A 20,191-nucleotide genomic window follows, 5' to 3' on the forward strand; every position below is an offset into this window, starting at 1 on the left:
ACAGCTGTGCCCAGCCGCGCCTGCAGGTCGGCGACCAGCTCGATGATCTGCGCCTGCGTGGTGACGTCCAGCGCGGTGGTCGGCTCGTCGGCGATCAGCAGGTCCGGCTCGCACGCCAGCGCCATCGCGATGGCGACGCGCTGGCGCATGCCGCCGGAGAACTGGTGCGGGTACGCGTCGACGCGCCGCGCGGCCGACGGGATGCCGACCAGCTCCAGCAGCTCCACCGCCCGGTCGCGGGCGGCGCGGCGGGTCAGCCCGAGGTGTTCCTCGGCCGCCTCGGTGACCTGCCGGCCCACCGGCAGCACCGGGTTGAGCGAGGTCATCGGGTCCTGGAAGACGAACCCGACGTGCCGGCCGCGCAGCCTGCGGCGGCGGTCGTCGGGCAGCGCGGTCAGCTCGTGGTCGAGCAGCCGCACCCGGCCGGTGACCGTCGCGGCGCGCGGGGCCAGGCCGGTGGCCGCGAGCAGGGTCATGCTCTTGCCGCTGCCGGACTCGCCGACCAGCGCGAACGTCTCCCCCTGCCGTACCTGCCAGGACACGCCGGCCACGGCGCGGGCCGGGCCACGGCGGGTGCCGATCGTGACGGTGAGGTCGTCCACGGACAGCACCGTCGAGTCGGTCCTGGGCCGCTGGCGCTGGCTCGGCATGCGTTCGGTGCGCTCGCTCATGGGGTGCTCCGGCGGGCCTCGGCGAGGGTGAGCTGGCGCGGGTCGAGCACGTCCCGCAGCGCGTCGCCGACCAGGTTGAACGCCAGCACGGTGAGGAAGATCGCCGCGCCCGGGAACACGCCCAGCCACCAGGCGTCGGTGACGAAGCCGCGCCCGTCGAACAGCATCCGGCCCCAGGCCGGCGCGGGCGGCTGGATGCCGAGGCCGAGGAAGGACAACGCGGCCTCGGAGAGGATCGCGAACGCCAGCGACAGCGACGTCTGCACGATCAGCGGCGCGGCGATGTTCGGCAACACGTGGCGGCGCATGATGCGCAGGTCGGACGCGCCGATGGACACGGCGGCCCGGACGAACACCTGCTCGCGTACGGACAGCACGCCGGCACGGGTGATCCGGGCGAAGATGGGCGTGTAGACCACGCCGATGGCGACCATGGCGGTGAGCAGGCCGGGGCCGAGCACCGCCACGATGGCCACCGCCAGCAGCAGCACCGGGAACGCGAACAGCACGTCCATGCAGCGCATGAGGATGCTGTCCAGCCAGCCCCGGTAGTAGCCGGCGAGCAGCCCGAGCGTCACGCCCGCGACCAGCGCGATGCCGACGCTGACCGCGCCGACCTGCAGTGACACGCGGGCGGCGACGAGCACCCGGCTGAGCACGTCGCGGCCCAGCTCGTCGGTGCCGAACGGGTGCGCGCCGCTGGGCGGGCGCAGCATCTGGTCCACGTCGACGTCGTTGACGCCGGCCGGGGCCAGCCACGGGCCGGCCACGCCCACCACGACCAGCAGGACGAGCACGATGGTGCCGCCGACGGCGAGCGGGTCGCGGCGCAGCGCGTCCAGCACACGGCGCCCGGTGCTCTCGGTCGTGGCGCTCACTTGACCGTGATCCTCGGGTCGAGGCGGGCGTAGAGGATGTCCACCAGCAGGTTGACCAGCAGGAACAGGGCGGCCACCAGCAGCACCGCGCCCTGCAGGACGGGATAGTCGCGGGCCTGCACGGCGTCGAAGGTGAGCCGGCCGATGCCCGGCCAGGCGAACAGCACCTCGATGACGATGACGCCGCCGAGCAGGCTCGCCAGTTGCACGGCGACCACAGTCACCACCGGGATCAGCGCGTTGCGCAGCACGTGCCGCACGATCACCACCCGGTTGCGCAGCCCTTTCGCCTCGGCGGTACGCACGTAGTCGGCGGAGAGCACCTCCAGCACCGAGGAGCGGATGAACCGGGTGAGGATGGAGGCGGTGACCAGGCCGACGGTGACCGCCGGCAGCGCCACGTGGGTGGCCCACCGGCCGGGGTCCTCGGTCAGCGCCACGTAACCCGACGGTGGCAGCCAGCCGAGCACCCCGGCGAACAGCAGGATGCCCATGATGCCCATCCAGAAGTCCGGCACCGAGACGCCGAACTGGCTGAACACGCGGGCGGCGTGGTCCACGGCGGAGCCGCTGCGTACCGCCGCGACGATGCCCAGCGGGAACGCCACCAGCAGCGCGAACAGCACCGCGGTGACGGCCAGGGACAGCGTGGCGGGCAGCCGTTCCAGCACGATCTGGCTCACCGGCTGGCCGGTGCGGAAGCTGACCCCCAGGTCACCGGTGAGCGCGTGCCCGAGGTAGCTGGCGTACTGCACCGGCAGCGGCTGGTCGAGGCCGGCCCGTTCCCGCAACGCGTCGTACGTCTCCTGGTCGAACCGGGTGCCGAGCGCCACCCGGACCGGGTCGCCCGGCACGAGTTGCAGCAGCAGGAACACCACAAGGGTCACGCCGATCAGCACGACCGCCGACTGGAGTGCCCGCCGCAGGACGAAGCGGGCCATCACTTGGCCAGGGCGACCGACCGGAACCGGATCGCCCGGTCGGTGCGCACCTCGTAGCCGGAGACCTCCTTCGACCAGCCCTGCACCACGTCCGGGTTGTAGAGGTAGAGGTAGCTGGCGTCGTCGACGATCTGCTTCGCCGCCTGCTCGTACGCCTGCTTGCGGGCGCCCTGGTCGGTCTGGGTGCGCGCGTCGTCCAGCAGCTTGTCCACCGCCGGGTTCTTGTACTTGTGGAAGTTGAACGTGCCGCCGCTGTGGTGCTGGGCGTAGTAGAACTCGTCCGGGTCGATGTTGCCGAGCCAGCCCAGCATGAACCCGTCGAAGTTGCCCTTGGCCTGCTCGTCGAGCCACTGGGCGAAGTCCAGCGTACGGATCTTCACGGTGATGCCGACGTCCTTGAGCTGGGCGGCGATGACCTGGGCGGCGCTGACCGTCTCCGGGTACTCGCTGGTGACCATCAGGTCCATGGTCAGGTTGCTCACGCCCGCCTGGCCGAGCATCTGCTTGGCCTTGCCCGGGTCGTGGCTGTAGGGCGCGTAGTCGTAGTAGAACGCGCTGTCCTTCGGGATGGCGGTCTGGTTGACGGTGGCCAGGCCGAACTTCGCCGCCTTGGTGATCGCCTCCCGGTCCAGGGCGTACCCGATGGCGCGCCGCACCTCGGGGTTGTCGAACGGCTTGCGGGCCTCGTTGAGCGCCACGTACCAGTAGTCGGTGGAGGCCGCCGACTTCACCACCGGGTCGTCGCCGTCCTGCAGCGACTTGACCTGCTGCGGCGGCAGGTTGTCGGTCCACTGCACCTGGCCGCTGCGCAGGTTCTGCAGCGCCACGGTGGGGTCCTTGACGAAGGTGAACGTGACGCCGTCGAGCTTCGGCTTCTCACCCCAGTAGGCGTCGTTGCGCACCAGTTTGATGCTGTCGCCGGAGGTGTAGCCGGCCACCGTGAACGGGCCGCTGCCCACCGGCGCGGTCTTCACCTTGCCGGACTCCACGTTGGACTTCTCCACGATCGCGACGCCTTTGAACCCACCGAGGTTGGCGAGCAGGTTCGGCGTGGGCGCGCTGAGCGTCACCACCACCGTCGCGGGGTCGGGCCCGGTGACCGACTTGACGGTGGCGAACTTGTACGCGTTGTTCAGCTTCTCCTTGATGATCCGCTCGAAGGAGTAGACGACGTCCTCGGAGGTCAGCGGCGACCCGTCGGAGAACTTCACGCCCTCGCGCAACGTGAACGTCCAGGTGAGCTGGTCGTCGCTGGTGGTCCACTTGGTCGCCAGCGACGGCACCATCTTCAGGTCGGCGTCCGGCTCGACGAGCGTGTCGTAGACGTTCTCCAGCACCTGGAAGCTGTAGTAGGCCGAGGTCTTGTGCGGGTCGAGCTGGTCGGGTTCGCCGCCGATCGCGGCGTTGAGGATTCCGCCTTCGCCGCCGGCGTTCCCCCCGCCGCCGACGTCGACCGCCTCGCCGCCGGTGCATCCGGACAGGACGCCGACGGTGAGGATGAGTGCGGCGCCGAACGCGCCGAGCTTGTTCCTGGACACAGGCCCCCCTTGCCACTTCCCGGACAAAAGAAAGTTTCGGCGAGTCTTGTCTCCGAGCCGGATGATGTCAAACGAATCCAGCCAAAATGACTGGTCGATCGGTGTTGCCGGTGCGGAGTGAACGGTGGTTCAATCCGGGCCCCGACCCGATCCGCCACCGCGCTGGGAGTTGCCGCCGTGACCACACACGAGGTCGTCAACCAGGTCCCCCCGATGGTCGGCCACGACACCGCCGACGACCCGGCACTGCGCGACGGCGTGACCCGGGAGGGCGCCGAATGGGCGCTGCCCGGGCTGCACGAGCTGGGCCTGCTCGCCGGTGGTGAGGAGGCGGCCGAACACGGGCGGCTCGCCAACGAGCACCCGCCGGTGCTGCGCACCCACGACCGGTACGGCAACCGGATCGACGAGGTGGAGTTCCACCCGTCCTGGCACGAGCTGATGCGTACCGCCGTCGGGCACGGCCTGCACGCCGCGCCGTGGGCCGACGACCGACCCGGCGCGCACGTGGCCCGGGCGGCCGGCTTCTACCTGTGGCGGCCCGACGCCGGGCACGGCTGCCCCGTCTCGATGACCTACGCGGCGGTGCCCGCGCTGCGGCACAGCCCGGAGCTGGCCGACCGCTACGAGCCGCTGCTCACCACCCGCGAGTACGACTTCGGGCTGCGCCCGCCGCAGACCAAGCGCGGCCTGCTCGCCGGCATGTCGATGACCGAGAAGCAGGGCGGCTCGGACGTGCGCGCCAACACCACCACCGCCCGCCCTGAGCCGGACGGCAGCTACCGGCTCGTCGGGCACAAGTGGTTCACCTCCGCGCCCATGTGCGACCTGTTCCTCACGCTCGCCCAGGCACCCGGCGGCCTCACCTGCTTCCTGGTCCCCCGCGTGCTGCCCGACGGCGCCCGCAACCCGATGCGGCTGATGCGGCTCAAGGACAAGCTCGGCAACCGCTCCAACGCCTCCGCCGAGGTCGAGTACGAGCACGCGGTGGCGTGGCGCGTCGGCGACGAGGGCCGGGGCGTGCGCACCATCATCGACATGGTCAACCTGACCCGGCTCGACTGCGTGATCGGCGCGGCGGCCGGGATGCGTCACGGCGTGACCACCGCCGTGCACCACGCGACCCACCGGCGGGCGTTCGGCAGCTACCTTCTCGACCAGCCGCTGATGCGCAACGTGCTGGCCGACCTGGCCGTGGAGTCCGAGGCCGCGACCCTGCTGATGATCCGGCTGGCCGGGGCGACCGACCGGTCGGCGCGCGGCGACGACGGCGAGACCGCGTTCAAGCGCCTCGCCCTCGCAGTCGGCAAGTACTGGGTGTGCAAACGCTGGCCGGGGCACGCCGCCGAGGCGCTGGAATGCCTGGGCGGCAACGGCTACGTGGAGGAGTCCGGCATGCCGCGGCTGTTCCGCGAGTCGCCGCTGAACTCGATCTGGGAGGGCTCCGGCAACGTCGCCGCGCTGGACGTGCTGCGCGCGCTCACCCGGGAACCGCAGGTCCTCGCCGCGTACGAGGCGGAGGTGGCCGCCGCGGCCGGCGCGGACGCGCGACTGGACGCCGCGGTGCGCCGGGTGCGCGACGAGCTGGCCGACCACACCGACCTGGAGCTGCGCGCCCGGCGCGTGGTGGAGCGGCTGGCGCTGGTGCTGCAGGGCGCGCTGCTGGTACGCCACGGCCACCCCGCGGTCGCCGACGCGTTCTGCGCGTCCCGGCTCGGCGGCGACCACGGCCAGGCGTACGGGACGCTACCCGGCGGACTGGACCTGTCCGCGATCATCGACCGCGCCACCCCGAAGATCGGCTGAGCGGCGATGACGCGTCTGGTCTCGGCCCACCTGTATCCGGTCAAGTCCCTCGGCGGCGTCGACGTCGACCGGGCCGTGGTCGAGCCGTGGGGGTTGCGTCACGACCGCCGCTGGGTGGTGCTGCGCCCCGACGGCGGCAAAGTGGGCTCGACCGCCCTGCCGGCGCTGCTCGGCCTGACCGCCGCGCCCGGGCCCGGGTCGCTCACGCTCACCGCCCGCGACGGGTCGTCGCTGACAGTCGCCGAGCCGGTGGACGGGCCGCTCGTCCCGACGGACGTGTCCCGGCTGGACACGGTCCGGCTCGCCGCCGACGAGGCTCACGACTGGCTCTCCGCGCGGCTGGGCCGTCCGGTGCGGCTGGCCTGGCTGGACGACCCGCGCCGCCGCCCGATGTCGGCCGAGCACGGCGGCCGGCCCGGTGACCCGCTGAACCTCTCCGACGCCGGACCGCTGCTGGTCGCCACGGCGCCGTCGCTGCGGCGGCTGCGGGACTGGATCGTCGAGGGCGCGCTGGAACGCGGCGAACCGGCCCCGGAGCCGCTGGCGATGGCCCGGTTCCGGCCCACTGTGGTGCTCGACGGGCCGTTCGAGCCGTTCGCCGAGGACGGCTGGACACGGGTGCGCATCGGCGCCGTCGACTTCCGGGTCTCCGAACGCTGCGACCGCTGTTCGGTGACGCTCATCGACCCGCAGACCCTCGCCAGCGGGAAGGAACCCATCCGCACGCTGGCCCGGCACCGGCGCCACGACGGCAAGACCTGGTTCGGCATCCGGCTGGTACCGGTGACCACCGGCGAGATCCGCGTCGGCGATCCCGTCACCGTCTCCTGATCCGGCCGCTCAGCGGCCACGCCACTCGTCGGCCAGGATCGCGTGGACGAGCTGGTCTGCCCACCCGCCCCGGAACCGGTAGCTGCGCACGTGCCGCGCCTCCCGCCGCATCCCGAGCCGGGCCATCAGGCGCGCCGACGGCTCGTTGTCCGCGTGGCAGCGGGCCACCACCCGGTGCAGCCCGAACTCGCCGAAACCCCAGTCCAGCAGCGCCCCGGCCGCCTCCGTGGCCAGCCCCCGGCCGCCGTGGTCGGGGTGGAACACGTACCCCAGCTCGGCGGTGCGGTCCGCGGCGCTGCGCCACACCAGCTCGACCGCGCCGATCATTCGCCCGTCGCGCACCACGGCGAGCGTCAGGCAGTCGCCCTCCGCGCGCAGCGCGTCCTCGCCGGCCATCGCGGTCACCGACGCCAGGGACTCCGCCCGGGTACGCGGGGCGGCACCCGCCATCCAGCGGACCACGTCCGGGCGGCGCTGCCAGGCGTGCACGTCGTCGAGGTCGTCGAGCGTCACCGGGCGCAGCAGCAGCCGGGTCGTGCGCAGCGGGTACGCCGGGTGGGCCATCGGGCGATGGTAGGACGCGCCTAGGGTGAGCCGCATGGTCGTTTCCGCCGACGACGGCAACCCGCTCACCCAGCTCACACTCGACCAGCTCCGGGCACGCACCAGCGTGAAGTGGCGGCTGTACCCGCCGGACGTGCTGCCGCTGTGGGTCGCCGAGCAGGACGTGCCGCTGGCGCCGCCGGTGGCCGAGGCTCTGCGCCGGGCGGTCGACCTGGGCGACACCGGCTACGCGTACGGCACCGGGTACGCCGAGGCGGTCGGCGGGTTCGCCGCGCAGCGGTGGGGCTGGGCCGACTTCCCGGTCGGCCGGACCACGCTGGTGCCCGACGTCATGATGGGCACGGTCGAGGTGCTGCGCCTGGTCACCGGGCCGGGCGACGCGGTGGTGGTCACCCCGCCGGTCTACCCGCCGTTCTACGCGTTCGTCACGCACGCCGACCGGCAGGTGCTCGAGGCGCCGCTCGGCGCGGACCTGCGGCTCGACCCGGCCGCGCTGGAGGAGGCGTTCCGGCGCGCTCGTGCGATCGGCGAGCGGCCGGCGTTCCTGCTCTGCAACCCGCACAACCCGACCGGCGTGGTGCACCGGCCCGACGAGCTGGCCACCGTCGCGGAGCTGGCCGCCCGGCACGGCGTCCGGGTGGTCTCCGACGAGATCCACTCGCCGCTGGCGCTACCCGGTGCGCGGTTCACCCCGTACCTGACGGTGCCCGGCGCCCAGAACGCGTTCGCGCTGCTGTCGGCGTCCAAGGCGTGGAACCTCGCCGGGCTCAAGGCGGCGCTGGCCGTTGCCGGGCCGGACGCCGCCGACGACCTGGCCCGGATGCCGGAGGAGGTGAGCCACGGCCCGAGCCACGTCGGCGTGCTCGCGCACACCGCCGCGTTCCGGGCCGGCGGGCCGTGGCTGGACCGGCTGCTCGACGGCCTGGACGCGAACCGGGCGCTGCTCGGGTCGCTGCTGGCCGACCACCTGCCGGCGGTGTCGTGGCAGCCGCCCGAGGGCACATACCTGGCCTGGCTGGACTGCCGCGCCCTCGGCGTGCCCACCGAGGCGGGCGACGGCCCGGGCGTGGCGAGCGACCTGGCCGGGCCGGCGCGGATGTTCCTCGACCGGGCCCGCGTGGCGCTCAGCTCCGGGCACGTCTTCGGCGCCGGCGGCGCCGGATTCGTCCGACTCAACTTCGCCACCTCCCCCGCCGTGCTCACCGAGGCGGTCACCCGGATGGGCCGGGCGGCGACCGGCTGACGGCCGGGCCGGCACCGGCGCCCCGCGGCGCCGGTGCCCCGGCCGGCTCAGGTGGTGGTCTGCCCGTCGATGCTCTCGCGCAGGATGTCCGCGTGCCCGGCGTGCTGGGTGGTCTCGGCGATGACGTGGATCAGCACCCGCCGGATGCTGCGGACCGAGCCCGGCTCGTTCCACGGCGCGTCCGGCACCGGCCAGGTCGCCGACAGGTCCTCGACGCCGGCCACGATCTCCTCGGTACGGGCGGCGACGCGCGCGTAGCGGTCCAGGATGGCCGGCAGCGTGTCCCCGGGCAGCATCTGGAAGTCCCGCCCCCGCTCGATCGCCCACTGCGGCAGCTCGCGGGCCTTGCCGGCCATGAAGTCCTCCCAAGTGACGCCTTCGGGCAGAGCGAAGGACATCGCCGACGGGCCCTCGACCACGAATCGCAGCCACGCCTCCTCGGTGGACGTCACATGCTTGATCAGCCCACCCAGGCAGAGCGCGCTGACCGTCGGCTTCTGCCCGGCCTGCTCGTCGGTGAGGCCGCGCACCGTGTTGATCAGCATGTTCCGCGCCTCGGCCAGCTCGGCCAGCAGGTCGGCCCGCTCGGCGTCCAGGGTGGTGGGGGTCGTGGTGGTGCCGGTCATCGTCATCGGTTCCTTCCGGTCCTGATCGGGTACGGGCCCACACTCGCAGGCATAGCGGTCAGGATGTGTCCTCTTCTGCGGGCAGAATGCATGTCGTGCCGACGACTTCCGCGCGACTGCTCTCCCTGCTGTCCCTGCTTCAGGCCCGCCGGGACTGGCCGGGCGCGCTGCTCGCCGAACGGTTACGGGTCAGCGCGCGTACCGTGCGCCGCGACGTCGACCGGCTCCGCGAGCTGGGCTATCCGATCGAGAGCACCAAGGGCCCGGACGGCGGCTACCGTCTCGGCGCCGGCTCGGCGCTGCCGCCGCTGCTCTTCGACGACGAGCAGGCGGTCGCGCTGACCGTGGCGTTGCAGACCGCCGCCACCGGCGTGACCGGCATCGAGGAGGCCGCCGCGCGGGCGCTGACCACGGTCCGGCAGGTGATGCCGCCCCGGCTGCGCCACCGGGTCGACGCGCTGCGGGTGATCGCCGTGGAACGGGCCGGCACGCCCGCCGCGGCCCGCGTGGAGCCGGGACTGCTGATGACACTCAGCGCCGCCGTGCACGCCCGGGAGGAGCTGCGCTTCGACTACGACTCGGTGTCGGCGTCCGCTCCCGACGCGCCGCCGCGCCGCGCGCAGCCGCACCACCTCGTCACCTGGGGCGGGCGCTGGTATCTCGTGGCCTGGGACCTGGACCGCGACGACTGGCGCACGTTCCGGGTCGACCGGATCAGCCCGCGTACGCCCACCGGCCCCCGGTTCACGCCCCGCGAGCTGCCCGGCGGGGACGTCGCGGCGTACATCGCCGGCCGGTTCAAGGGCGCCACCGGGCCGGGTGACTGGCCCTGCCGGGGCGAGGTGATCCTCGACCTGCCCGCCCGGACGGTCTCCGCGTGGACCCGCGACGGCATCGTCGAGGAGCTGGGGCCCGATCGCTGCCGTCTGACCCAGGGCGGCTGGTCGTGGGCCGGGCTGGCCGCCCTGCTCGGCCGCTACGACGCCGACATCGAGGTGGTCGGGCCGCCCGAGTTGCGGGAGGCGTTCGCCCGCCTGGCCCGCCGCTACGCCGCAGCAGCGGAGGGCCCGAACCCGCCTCGGTAGCCGGGCCGGCCGGGGTGTCAGTCGGTGGGCAGGAGCGGGCGCATGAACGTGCGCTCGTACCGCAGGACGCAGCCCGACTCGTCGCGGATCCGGTCGGCGGCGACGAACTCCGGGTCCACTCCGAACCGGGCCCGGTACTGCTCGTACGCCGCCAGGCTCTCAAAGCTGAACAGCGCCTCGGCCCGGTCGCTGGCGCCCTCGGCGGGCAGGAAGTAGCCGTGGTGCACGCCGCCGTGCCGTGCCACCAGCCGCATCCAGGTGCGGGCGAAGCGCTCGAACGCCTCGATCTGTGCGGGGTCGATCGTGTAGTGCACGACGCAGGTGATCACGCGGCCACGATAGCGACGGTCGGTCAGGCGGCGCAGCGGCGGTCGCCGGGGTCGGTCGTGTCGGCCAGGCCCGCGTACCGGCCCCGGTGGTAGAGCAGCGGCGACCCGACGTCGGCGTGCCGCAGCAGCTCCGGCTCGGCCAGCACGACGGCGTGGTCCCCGACGACGACCCGGTCCACCACCCGGCACAGCAGCCAGGCCAGTGTGTCGTCGAGGACCGGCACCCCTTCCGGGCCGGGCCGCCAGCGGGTCGGCTCGGCGAACCTGTCGATCCCGCTGGCGGCGAACCTCCGGGCCACCTCGTGCTGGCCGTGCCCGAGCAGGTGCACCGCGACGTGCCGGGCCCGGGACACCACCGGCCAGCTCGACGAGCCCAGGTCCAGCCGGTCAGACCGTGAAGCCGTGGAACAGCACCGAGGCCAGTCCGAGCGCCAGCACCAGGTTGAACACGGTGGCCGCGCCGAACACGGTGACCGGCCGCCAGCCGGCCTCGCGCAGCGACGACACGCGGACCTCCAGGCCGATGCTGACGAAGGCCAGGATGAGGAACCAGACCCGCAGGTCGGTGACGATCGCCATGGTGGCCTTGCCGTCCGCCCCGGCGACGTCGAGGTACCAGGTGGCGATCACCGAGGCGGCGACGAACCCGAGGACGAACTTCGGGAACCGACGCCACAGCTCGCCGAGCCCCGGCCGCGGGGTGTCCGGACGGCGCTCCACGCGCAGCGCGAAGTACGCGGTGAGCGCCACCGCGACCACGCCCATCAGCGCGTTCTGGGTGACCTTGACGATGCTGGCGATCTGGAGCGCGTCCTCACCGGCGAGCGCGCCCGCCGCGGTGACGGCGGCGGTGGTGTCGATGTTGCCGCCGATCCAGGCACCGGCGACCGCGTCGGAGAGGCCGAGCACGTCGGCCAGCCACGGCAGCAGGAAGATCGACGGCAACGCGAACGCGATGACCAGGCTGGCCGTGTACGCGAGCTGTTCCCGGCGTGCCCGCACCGCGCCGGCGGCGGCGATGGCGGCGCTGACGCCGCAGATCGACACGGCCGAGGCGAGCAGCGCCCGCAGTTTGTCGTCCAGGCCGAAGCGTCCGGCCAGCCACCAGGTGAACAGGAAGACGCCGCTGATCAGGAGCAGCGCCTGGGCGATGGCGGGGCCGGCGGCGCTCGCGATGACGGCGAGGTTGATCGAGGCGCCGAGCAGCACCAGGCCGGTCTTGATGAAGAACTCGGTCCGGAACGCGGCGGAGATCCGGTCGCGCAGGCCGGTCACGGTGACGACCAGGTTGCCGAGCAGGCCGAGCAGGATCGCGTAGACCGGGTACTCGATCGCGGCGGCCACCTCCTCGATCGCGCTGCCCTCGGCCCAGACCGGCACGTTCTGTTCCAGGTAGCGGGTGAGCGCGGCCAGCCCGAGCACCACCAGCAGACCCACGGCGGTCCAGGCCCAGAACGCGCCGGAGCGCAGGTCGGCCCGGGGTGGGGCGTCCGCTGTGGAGTCCGCGGGCGGCCCGGCGGTGGTGCTGCGGACGGCGGGTTCCGGGGCGGCGGCCATCACGGCACCAGCCCGGCGGGGATGGCGCCGGCCAGCACCAGGAGCAGCAGCGCGAGGCCGAGGATCGTGGCGGCCCAGTCCTCGTTGAGGGCGAGCCGGGAGTGGCCTGCGGTGGGCGGTTCGGGTGGCGTGGGCGCGTTGCTCATGAAGGGCTCCTACGGGTACGCGCGGGCGAAGGAGGGCAGCCGGAGGCGAGGGTGATCGACCGGCCGGAGCCGATCGATGGGGAGAGTTTCCTACTTAACTAGTAGGATTACAAGGCATTCCCGGGCTCCGGCTCACCCGCGGCACGTTCGGCGACCACCACCGAGATGCCGTCGAGCACCCGCTGCAGACCGAACTCGAAGGCGTGGTCCGGCCCGTACGCCGCGCCGTGCGCCATGCCCGCGGCCGTGCCGACCCGCGCGGCGAGCGGGAAACTGCCGACGGTCATGAACTTCTCCAGCCAGGGCCCGTGCGTCTGCCACCACTGGTCGTCGGTCATCCCGGTCTCACGTTCCAGCTCGGCCACGTCCAGCGCGGCCCGCGCCGCGCTCTTGGCGTGCCCCAGCACGAGCGTGAGCACCGCGTCCATCTCCACGTCGTCGAGCCCGATGTCCGCGACGGCGTGCAGTTCGTAGTCGTACTTCGCGAGCACGTTGGGGCCGAGCACCGGCCGGGTCGTCTCGGCGCGCAACAGCCACGGGTGGGACCGGTAGAGGGCCAGATTGTCCCGCGCGATCCGTTCCAGCCGGCCCCGCCAGCCACCCGGCACGTCGGCCGGGCGCGGGAGGTCACCGAGAACGGCGTCCACCATGACGTCGAGCAGTTCCGCCTTTCCCGGCACGTACGTGTAGACGGACATGGTGCCCACGCCGAGCGCCTCGCTGACCCGGCGCATGGTGAGCGCGTCGATGCCCTCGGCGTCGGCGATCTCGATCGCGGTGCGCACGATCCGGTCGACGCTGAGGCCGGGACCGGCGCCGCGGCTGGCCGGCTCCCGGGTGCGCCACAGAAGGGCCAGGCTGCGGGCGGGATCGGCCTTGCGCCGGCGCTCCTTCGACATGGTGCCGTCATCCTACCGGCCACGCCGTTCGCGGGCCGTCGGCGGGACGCCGGGAAAAGCCGCGAGAATTGTTCGGGCAAAAAGAATGGCGGGTTCTCCCGCCACTACCAACATATAGCGCACCCCCGGTCTTGCGGCAAGCCCCGGGTGGTGGCGCAGAATTGCCGGCCGTAACCCATTGCCGAGGCATTCGAAAAGCCGCGAAGAGCGGAGGCTCGGCCGTGCCCGTGATCGGAGACGAGTTGAATCTGCCTGCCACGAGCGTTTTCGATCTTCCCGAACGTCTGTCGGCCAAGGCCGACCCGAACCTGATCGCCGACGACGAGCGGCACTTCGCCGCCATCGCGGACAGCCTGCGCCGCTCGATCGCCGAGTTGACCGACCGGCTCGACGCGACGCGCCGGTCCGCCGGCGGCCGGGGCCGGCAGGCCGTCGACCGGGACGAGGAGGTCCGGCGGTTGAGCGCGCGCCTGCGTACGCTGCGCCGTTACGGCCTGGACCTGTGCCTGGGCCGGATGGTCGGCGCGGACGGCGGCGAACCGGTGTACGTGGGCCGACTCGGCCTGACCGACGGCGCGGGCGGCCGACTGCTGCTGGACTGGCGCTCCCGCGCCGCCGAGCCGTTCTTCGGCGCCACCCACGCCGACCCGATGGGCCTGGTCAGCCGCCGCCGGTACCGGTGGAGCCGAGGGCGGATCACCGACTACTGGGACGAGGTGTTCACCGCCGACGCTCTGGCCGGGCACGCCGCGCTGGACGACCAGTCGGCGTTCATCGCCAGCCTGGGCGCGACCCGGTCGGCGCGGATGCGTGACGTGCTCGGCACCATCCAGGCCGACCAGGACGCGATCATCCGGGCCGGTTCCCGGGGCGCGCTGGTGGTCGACGGCGGTCCCGGCACCGGCAAGACGGTGGTGGCGCTGCACCGCACCGCGTACCTGCTGCACGCCGACCCGCGCCTCGGCGAGCGCCGGGGCGGGGTCCTCGTCGTCGGGCCGCACCAGCCGTACCTGAACTACGTCTCCGACGTGCTGCCCAGCCTGGGCGAGGAGGACGTGCAGATCTGCACCCTGGCCGACCTGGTGCCGGAGGGCGCGGCGGCGGCGCCGGAGACCGACCCGGAGGTGGCCCGGCTGAAGGCGTCGGCGGACGTCGTGCGGGCTGTCGACGCCGCGGTCCGGTTCTACGAGGAGCCGCCCGCGACCGGGATGACTGTCGGGGTCGGGGACGCCGAGCTGCGGCTGACCGCCGACGACTGGGCGACGGCGTTCGAGGCGGCCGGCCCGGGCGTCGGGCACAACGAGGCCCGCGACGACGTGTGGGAGGAACTGCTCACGATCCTGGTGGAGAAGTACCGCGGGGACGAGCCGGAGGAGGCGGTCCGCCGGGCACTGGGACGCGACCGGGAACTGGTGACCGCGTTCGGCCGGGCGTGGCCGCTGCTCGACCCGCTCGACGTGGTGGCCGACCTGTGGTCGGTGCCGGCCTACCTGCGCCGGTGCGTGCCCTGGCTGAGCGTCGAGGAGATCCGTACGCTGCGGCGGGCCGACGCCCGGGCCTGGACGGCCGCGGACCTGCCGTGGCTGGACGCGGCCCGGCGGCGGGTCGGCGACCCGGAGGCGTCGCTGCGGCGGCGCCGCGACGAGGCGGTGCTGGCCGCGCAGCGCGCCGAGATGGACACGGTGGTCGACGCGCTGATCGCGTCGCACGCCTACGACGACGGCGAGGGTCTGATGACCATGCTGTACGGCGAGGACATGCGCACCAGCCTGGTCGACTCCAGCGCGTTGAGCGTGGCCGATCCGGACCTGCTGGCCGGGCCGTTCGCGCACGTCGTGGTGGACGAGGCGCAGGAGCTGACCGACGCGCAGTGGCAGATGCTGCTGGCGCGCTGCCCGTCGCGCAGCTTCACCGTGGTCGGCGACCGGGCGCAGGCGCGGCACGGGTTCACCGAGTCGTGGCCGCAGCGGCTGGCGCGGGCCGGGTTCGACCGGGTCGAGGTGGCGACGCTGACCGTCAACTACCGCACCCCGGCGCAGGTGATGGCGGCGGCCGAGCCGGTGATCCGGGCCGTGCTCCCGGACGCCAACGTGCCCACGTCCATCCGCGACGGCGCCCCCGTGCGGTACGGCGACCGCGCCGAGCTGCGCGCGGTGGTGGACGGCTGGCTCGCCGCCCATCCCGAGGGCGTCGCGTGCGTCATCGGCGATCCCGGGTTCCCGGCGACCGACCGGGTCCGGTCGCTGACGCCGGAGCTGGCGAAGGGGCTGGAGTTCGACCTGGTGGTGCTGGTCGACCCGGAGTCCTTCGGCGACGGCATCTCCGGCGCGGTGGACCGGTACGTCGCGATGACCCGGACCACCGGCGAGCTGGTCGTGCTCACCGGGCCGTGACCCGTGCCCCGGGGGCGACGCACGGCCGCCCCCGGGGTCCGGCTCAGCGGCTGAGCGCCCGGTAGCGGCGCAGCGACAGCGGCAGGAACACCGCGATCAGCGCCAGCGGCCAGAGCACCGCCAGCAGCGGGTGATGCGCGGCCACCCAGGAGTCGCCGCCCCAGCCGGGGTTGCCGAACAGCTCCCGGGTGGCGCCGACGGTGGCGGACAGCGGGTTCCACTCGGCGACCGCGCCCAGCCACGCGGGCATGGTGGACGGCGCCACGAACGCGCTGGACAGGAAACCGAGCGGGAACTCCAGCGTCTGCACGGCCGTGACCGCGCTCTGTCCCTGCACGGTCAGGCCGAGGAAGACGCCCACCCAGACCAGCGCGATCCGCAGCAGCAGGATCAGCCCGAACGCGGTGAGCGTGTCGCCGAGGTCGCCGCGTGCCCGCCACCCGACGGCCAGGCCGACGAGCAGCATGACGGCGAGCGTCACCACGGCGAACATCAGGTCGGCGACAGCGCGGCCGAGCAGCGGCGCCAGCCGCGACACCGGCATGGACCGCAGCCGGTCGGTGACGCCGCGGTCCAGGTCCGCCGAGACCGCCATGGTGGTCATGCTGATGCCGAAGACCATGGTCATGGCGAACATGCCGGGCATCAGGAACTCGCGGTAACTGCCGCCGCCCGGCACCTGGAGCGCGCCGCCGAACAGGTACGCGAACATCAGCACCATCAGGATGTCGAAGCCCAGCGAGCCGATCAGCGGACCGGGCTCGCGCCGCCAGTGCGCCAGCGCACGCCCGGTCAACGTCAGGCCGTCACCGGCCAGCGACGCACGGCGGGCCGGATTCACCGTCGCGGTCACGCGGTCACCTCCACGCCGGTGCGGGCGGCGGAGGACGTGGCGGTGAGCTGGAGGAACACCTCGTCCAGTGTGGGCCGGCGCAGCGCCACGTCGGCCACGCCCACGCCGTCGGCGTCGAGTGCGCGCAGCACCTCGGTCAGCGCACCGGCCCGCTCGCCGACCTGGGCGCTGACCGCCCGCCGGTCCAGATCGACAGCCGGTTCGGAGCGGGCCACCGCGCGCAGCCGGCGCGCGGCGGTGGCGAGGTCGGCGGCGTCGCGGACGACCAGTTCGATCCGGTCGCCGCCCAGGCGGGACTTGAGCGCGTCCGGGGTGCCCTCGGCGATCACCCGCCCAGCGTCGAGCACGCAGACGCGGTCGGCGAGCTGGTCGGCCTCGTCCAGGTACTGCGTGGTCAGCAGCACCGTGGTGCCGCCGCGCACCAGGTCCCGTACCGCCTCCCACACCTCGTTGCGCCCGCGCGGGTCCAGCGCCGTGGTCGGCTCGTCCAGGAACAGCACCGACGGCGCGAGGATCATCCCGGCGGCCAGGTCGAGGCGGCGGCGCATGCCACCGGAGTACGTGCGTACCGGCCGATCGGCGGCGTCGGCGAGCCCGAACCGGTCGAGCAGTTCGCCGGCCCGCCGTCTCGCCCCGGCCCGGCCCAGGTGGAACAGGCGGCCGAAGATGACCAGGTTCTCCCGGCCGCTCAGCGCCTCGTCCACCGCCGGATGCTGGCCGACCAGACCGATGCGGTGGCGCACCCGGTCGGCCTGCCCGGCCACGTCGTAGCCGGCGACCTCGGCCCGCCCGGCGTCGAAGCGCAGCAGCGTGGCGAGGATGCGGACGGCTGTGGTCTTGCCCGCGCCGTTCGGGCCGAGCAGCCCGCACACGGTGCCCGGTGACACGCGCAGGTCGAATCCGTCCAGCGCCATGTTGTCCCCGTACCGCTTGCGCAGGCCCTCCGCGAGGATCGCGTGTTCCACGTCTGTCCCCCTCCGTTGACGACGGCCACTAACGTACAACGTACGGTATGGCGTCCGCCAACGGTTCAGTCGACCACGCGGTGCTCCCACGCCCAGACCGCGATCTCGGTACGGTTGCGCAGGCCGAGCTTGGTCTGCACGGCCGAGACGTGGCTCTTCACGGTGCTCAGCGAGATGAACAGCTCCGCGCCGATCTCCAGGTTCGTACGGCCCCGGGCGATCTCGCGTACCACCTCGATCTCCCGCTCGGACAGCGCTGGGCGGCGCTCGTCGCGGGGCGGGGCGGGCGGGGCCAGGTGCCGCAGCAGCCGGACCGTCACCGACGGGGACACGAGCGCGTCGCCCTGGTGCGCCGCCCGCACCGCCTCCACCAGCAGCGCCGGACCGGCGTCCTTGAGCAGGAACCCGGCCGCTCCCCCGCGCAGCGCGCCGTAGACGTACTCGTCCAGGTCGAACGTGGTGACCACGACGACCCGCAGCGGATCGGCCACCTCGGGCCCGGCGAGCGCCCGGGTCACCTGGAGGCCGTCGAGCCGCGGCATCCGGATGTCCACCAGGCAGACGTCCGGGCGCAGCCGGCGGGCCTGGGCGACCGCGTCGACGCCGTCAGACGCCTCGGCGACCACTGTGATGTCGGGCTGGTCCTCCAGGATGAGCCGCAACCCGCCGCGGACCATCGCCTGGTCGTCGGCGAGCAGCACCCGGATCGCCATCACGGCCTCCCGCACGGCACGGAGGCCCGCACCGACCATCCGCCGTCGGGGCGGGGGCCGGCGCGCAGCGTCCCGCCGAGGGCCTCGACGCGCTCACGCAGGCCGACCAGGCCGTATCCGCCCCGGTGTTCGGCGGGCCCGCCGGGCGCATCGTCGGTCACCTCGACCACCACCGCGTCCGGCTCCCGCGCCACGTCCACAGTGACCTGCCCGGCGTGCGGGGCGTGACGGGCCACGTTCGTCAGGGCCTCCCGGACGATCCGGTGCACGGTGCTGGTGACCTCCGGCGGCCAGGCCGTCTCCCCCGGTAGGCGCAGCCGCACCGGCGGGCCCTGCCGGCGGAACCGCTCGACCAGCTCCTCGATCTGCTCGGTACCGGCCGAGGCCGGCGGCGCGTCATCGGTGTCGCGCAGCACCCCCACCACGCGGCGCATGGCCCGCAGCGCCTCGCCGCCGGCCTCCTCGATCCCGGCCAGCGACTCCGTGACGCGCGCCGGATCCCGCCGTCCGACCAGGTGGGCGGCCTGCGCCTGCACCACGATGCCGGTGACGTGGTGGGCCACCACGTCGTGCAGCTCCCGGGCCAGCTCCAGTCGCTCGTCGCGGCGTACCCGCTCGGCGGTGGCGCGGGCCCGCTCGTCGAGCAGCCGCAGGCTCAGCCCGGTGGCGACCCCGCCGAGCCAGCACAGGCAGCTGAGCGCCACCACCCCGGACCCGCCCGCGCCCGGTCGGGCCACCGCCCACGCCCCGGCCGCCACCACGAGACCACCGGCGGCGATCAGGCCGGCGGGCAGCGGCGGCAACGCGCGTACCGCCGATCCGACCAGGACCGCCGACGCCAGCGCCAGCGTGGGCCCCGGCTCGGTGGGCAGGTCGAACAGCCGGGCGGCGGCAACGGCCGACGCCGCGACGACGAGCCCGGCAGTGGCCGTGACGACGCGCTGCCTGTCGCGTACCAGAGCCAGCACGCCGACCACGACGGCGGCCGCGCCGCCCACGAGCCAGTACCGCAGGCCCCAGCTCGCGGCGATCGCGACCGCCTGGACGCCGATCGCGGCGAGCAGCACCACGGCGAGTCCCGCCGTCGCCGCCACCCGGGTGATCCGTTCACCAGCCATGCCCAGCACGCTAGGAGATCGCGGGCCGCCGCGAACCGGCCGAAAGTAGGGTCGGCCGCGCGCCGGACCGTGCTCCGGACCGATGTCCGCCGGTCCCGCCGTGCCCAGGATGAGCCGCATGCATCCACCACTCGCCCTGCACGCCGAGCGGCTGACCAAACGGTACGGCCGCCGCACCGCGCTTGCCGACTGCGACCTGAGCGTGCCGCGCGGCCACGTGGTCGGCCTGGTCGGCCCCAACGGCGCCGGCAAGTCCACACTGCTGCAACTCGCCTGCGGGCTGATCGCGCCCACCTCCGGCACGTTGACGGTGCTCGGCGCACCACCGGCCGCCGACGCCGCGCACCTGGCCCGGGTCGGATTCGTCGCCCAGGACACACCGGTCTACGCCTCCCTCACCGTCGCCGAGCACCTGCGGATGGGCGCGTGGCTCAACCCGTCCTGGGACGCGGCGCTGGCCCGGCGGCGGATCGACGAGGTCGGCCTCGATCCGGCGCAGAAGGCGGGCCGGCTCTCCGGCGGCCAGCGGGCGCAACTGGCGTTGGCGCTGGCCGCCGCGAAGCGCCCCGACCTGCTCATCCTCGACGAGCCGGCCGCCGCGCTGGACCCCCTCGCGCGCCGCGAGTTCATGCACGGCCTGGCCGGCTTCGTGCGGGAACTCGGCGCCGGCGCGGTGCTCTCCTCGCACCTGCTCGGCGACGTGGCGCAGGTCTGCGACCACCTGGTCGTGCTCTGCGCCGCCCGGGTCCAGGTGGCCGGGCCGGTCACGGACCTGCTCGCCACCCACCACCGGACCGCCGCCGCGCCCGCCGGGGCCGAGGTGGTCTGGGCCGAGCCCGGCCGCGTCGTGGTCCGGGGCCCGGCGGTACGCGACGACGCGCCGGTCACGCTGGAGGAGCTGGTGCTGGCGTACCTGTCCCGGGCCGCCGCCCACCCGGCGGTGACCGGATGATCCGGATGACGCTGCGGCAGTTCCGCCTCCCGGCGCTCGCCGGCGCGGTCCTGCTGGTGCTGGCCGGCGCCTACCTGCTGCGC

Annotated in this window: 20 protein-coding genes and 1 pseudogene; 6 read left to right on the forward strand and 15 right to left on the reverse strand. The window is 73.8% G+C overall.

The features are described 5' to 3' along the window. From KBX39_RS03615 to KBX39_RS03630, 4 genes are all read right to left on the reverse strand, one after another. Nucleotides 1–671 (reverse strand): ABC transporter ATP-binding protein (locus tag KBX39_RS03615; RefSeq protein WP_210869163.1); only part of this gene is annotated, 671 nt, incomplete at its 3' end. Further along, nucleotides 668–1,549, reverse strand: a complete 882-nt coding sequence (locus tag KBX39_RS03620; RefSeq protein ID WP_043324166.1) for an ABC transporter permease — start codon at nt 1,547–1,549, stop codon at nt 668–670. The genes KBX39_RS03615 and KBX39_RS03620, both read right to left, overlap by 4 nt. Continuing rightward, nucleotides 1,546–2,490 carry an ABC transporter permease gene (locus tag KBX39_RS03625; RefSeq protein ID WP_030502381.1) on the reverse strand — a complete coding sequence of 315 codons (945 nt, stop codon included), beginning with the start codon at nt 2,488–2,490 and terminating at the stop codon, nt 1,546–1,548. Before KBX39_RS03625 ends, KBX39_RS03620 begins: the two co-directional genes overlap by 4 nt. Further along, a complete protein-coding gene (locus KBX39_RS03630; RefSeq protein ID WP_209961849.1) occupies nt 2,490–4,028 on the reverse strand; it encodes an ABC transporter substrate-binding protein in 1,539 nt (512 codons plus the stop codon). Before KBX39_RS03630 ends, KBX39_RS03625 begins: the two co-directional genes overlap by 1 nt. Nucleotides 4,029–4,205: 177 nt before the next feature. Between KBX39_RS03630 and KBX39_RS03635 the strand changes: the two genes are divergently transcribed. Both KBX39_RS03635 and KBX39_RS03640 read left to right on the forward strand, forming a co-directional pair. Then, nucleotides 4,206–5,834 (forward strand): acyl-CoA dehydrogenase family protein, encoded by a 1,629-nt coding sequence (locus KBX39_RS03635; protein WP_210869165.1) that lies wholly within the window; start codon nt 4,206–4,208, stop codon nt 5,832–5,834. 6 nt (nt 5,835–5,840) lie between these two features. Further along, the gene (locus KBX39_RS03640; protein WP_113974041.1) at nt 5,841–6,665 is read left to right on the forward strand and encodes an MOSC domain-containing protein; all 825 of its coding nucleotides are present in this window, start codon (nt 5,841–5,843) and stop codon (nt 6,663–6,665) included. 9 nt (nt 6,666–6,674) lie between these two features. Here KBX39_RS03640 and KBX39_RS03645 read toward each other — a convergent pair whose 3' ends face one another. After that, nucleotides 6,675–7,229 carry a GNAT family N-acetyltransferase gene (locus tag KBX39_RS03645; RefSeq protein ID WP_210869168.1) on the reverse strand — a complete coding sequence of 185 codons (555 nt, stop codon included), beginning with the start codon at nt 7,227–7,229 and terminating at the stop codon, nt 6,675–6,677. Nucleotides 7,230–7,263: 34 nt separating this feature from the next. On the opposite strand from KBX39_RS03645, the gene KBX39_RS03650 reads away from it, so the two are divergent. Continuing rightward, complete coding sequence (locus KBX39_RS03650) at nt 7,264–8,472, forward strand: MalY/PatB family protein (RefSeq protein ID WP_210869170.1); 1,209 nt, start codon at nt 7,264–7,266, stop codon at nt 8,470–8,472. A gap of 47 nt (nt 8,473–8,519) precedes the next feature. On the opposite strand, the gene KBX39_RS03655 is transcribed toward KBX39_RS03650, so the two are convergent. Beyond that, nucleotides 8,520–9,098 carry a DinB family protein gene (locus KBX39_RS03655; protein ID WP_210869172.1) on the reverse strand — a complete coding sequence of 193 codons (579 nt, stop codon included), beginning with the start codon at nt 9,096–9,098 and terminating at the stop codon, nt 8,520–8,522. A gap of 86 nt (nt 9,099–9,184) precedes the next feature. On the opposite strand from KBX39_RS03655, the gene KBX39_RS03660 reads away from it, so the two are divergent. Continuing rightward, nucleotides 9,185–10,183: a YafY family protein gene (locus tag KBX39_RS03660; RefSeq protein WP_210869174.1), complete on the forward strand. Its 999-nt coding sequence runs from the start codon at nt 9,185–9,187 to the stop codon at nt 10,181–10,183. A gap of 17 nt (nt 10,184–10,200) precedes the next feature. On the opposite strand, the gene KBX39_RS03665 is transcribed toward KBX39_RS03660, so the two are convergent. From KBX39_RS03665 to KBX39_RS03685, 5 genes and pseudogenes are all read right to left on the reverse strand, one after another. After that, entirely contained in the window at nt 10,201–10,512 is a 312-nt protein-coding gene (locus KBX39_RS03665; RefSeq protein WP_043324181.1) for an NIPSNAP family protein, read from the reverse strand. Between the two features lie 23 nt (nt 10,513–10,535). Then, nucleotides 10,536–10,931, reverse strand: a pseudogene (locus KBX39_RS03670) (flavin reductase family protein); the annotation flags it as partial. Further along, the gene (locus KBX39_RS03675; RefSeq protein WP_247659843.1) at nt 10,900–12,069 is read right to left on the reverse strand and encodes a YeiH family protein; all 1,170 of its coding nucleotides are present in this window, start codon (nt 12,067–12,069) and stop codon (nt 10,900–10,902) included. The pseudogene KBX39_RS03670 and the gene KBX39_RS03675, both read right to left, overlap by 32 nt. Next, nucleotides 12,069–12,215 (reverse strand): hypothetical protein, encoded by a 147-nt coding sequence (locus KBX39_RS03680; protein WP_174534167.1) that lies wholly within the window; start codon nt 12,213–12,215, stop codon nt 12,069–12,071. The genes KBX39_RS03675 and KBX39_RS03680 overlap by 1 nt, the downstream gene beginning before the upstream one ends. Nucleotides 12,216–12,322: 107 nt before the next feature. After that, nucleotides 12,323–13,114 carry a TetR/AcrR family transcriptional regulator gene (locus KBX39_RS03685; RefSeq protein ID WP_210869176.1) on the reverse strand — a complete coding sequence of 264 codons (792 nt, stop codon included), beginning with the start codon at nt 13,112–13,114 and terminating at the stop codon, nt 12,323–12,325. A 221-nt stretch (nt 13,115–13,335) separates the two neighbouring features. Between KBX39_RS03685 and helR the strand changes: the two genes are divergently transcribed. After that, nucleotides 13,336–15,507 (forward strand): RNA polymerase recycling motor ATPase HelR, encoded by a 2,172-nt coding sequence (gene helR, locus KBX39_RS03690; RefSeq protein ID WP_210869178.1) that lies wholly within the window; start codon nt 13,336–13,338, stop codon nt 15,505–15,507. Nucleotides 15,508–15,550: 43 nt separating this feature from the next. On the opposite strand, the gene KBX39_RS03695 is transcribed toward helR, so the two are convergent. The 4 genes from KBX39_RS03695 to KBX39_RS03710 form a co-directional block, all read right to left on the reverse strand. Beyond that, nucleotides 15,551–16,360, reverse strand: coding sequence for an ABC transporter permease (locus tag KBX39_RS03695; RefSeq protein ID WP_069089712.1), 810 nt, complete (start codon nt 16,358–16,360; stop codon nt 15,551–15,553). Further along, complete coding sequence (locus KBX39_RS03700) at nt 16,357–17,325, reverse strand: ATP-binding cassette domain-containing protein (RefSeq protein WP_210869180.1); 969 nt, start codon at nt 17,323–17,325, stop codon at nt 16,357–16,359. The genes KBX39_RS03695 and KBX39_RS03700 overlap by 4 nt, the downstream gene beginning before the upstream one ends. 65 nt (nt 17,326–17,390) lie before the next feature. Further along, nucleotides 17,391–18,038, reverse strand: a complete 648-nt coding sequence (locus KBX39_RS03705) for a response regulator transcription factor (protein ID WP_064446501.1) — start codon at nt 18,036–18,038, stop codon at nt 17,391–17,393. Next, the gene (locus KBX39_RS03710; protein WP_210869183.1) at nt 18,038–19,156 is read right to left on the reverse strand and encodes a sensor histidine kinase; all 1,119 of its coding nucleotides are present in this window, start codon (nt 19,154–19,156) and stop codon (nt 18,038–18,040) included. The genes KBX39_RS03705 and KBX39_RS03710 overlap by 1 nt, the downstream gene beginning before the upstream one ends. Nucleotides 19,157–19,274: 118 nt before the next feature. On the opposite strand from KBX39_RS03710, the gene KBX39_RS03715 reads away from it, so the two are divergent. Continuing rightward, complete coding sequence (locus KBX39_RS03715; RefSeq protein ID WP_210869185.1) at nt 19,275–20,108, forward strand: ABC transporter ATP-binding protein; 834 nt, start codon at nt 19,275–19,277, stop codon at nt 20,106–20,108. The last annotated feature ends 83 nt before the right edge of the window (nt 20,109–20,191 follow it).

The sequence above is a fragment of the Micromonospora sp. D75 genome, from assembly GCF_018070405.1.
GTDB lineage: Bacteria > Actinomycetota > Actinomycetes > Mycobacteriales > Micromonosporaceae > Micromonospora > Micromonospora chalcea.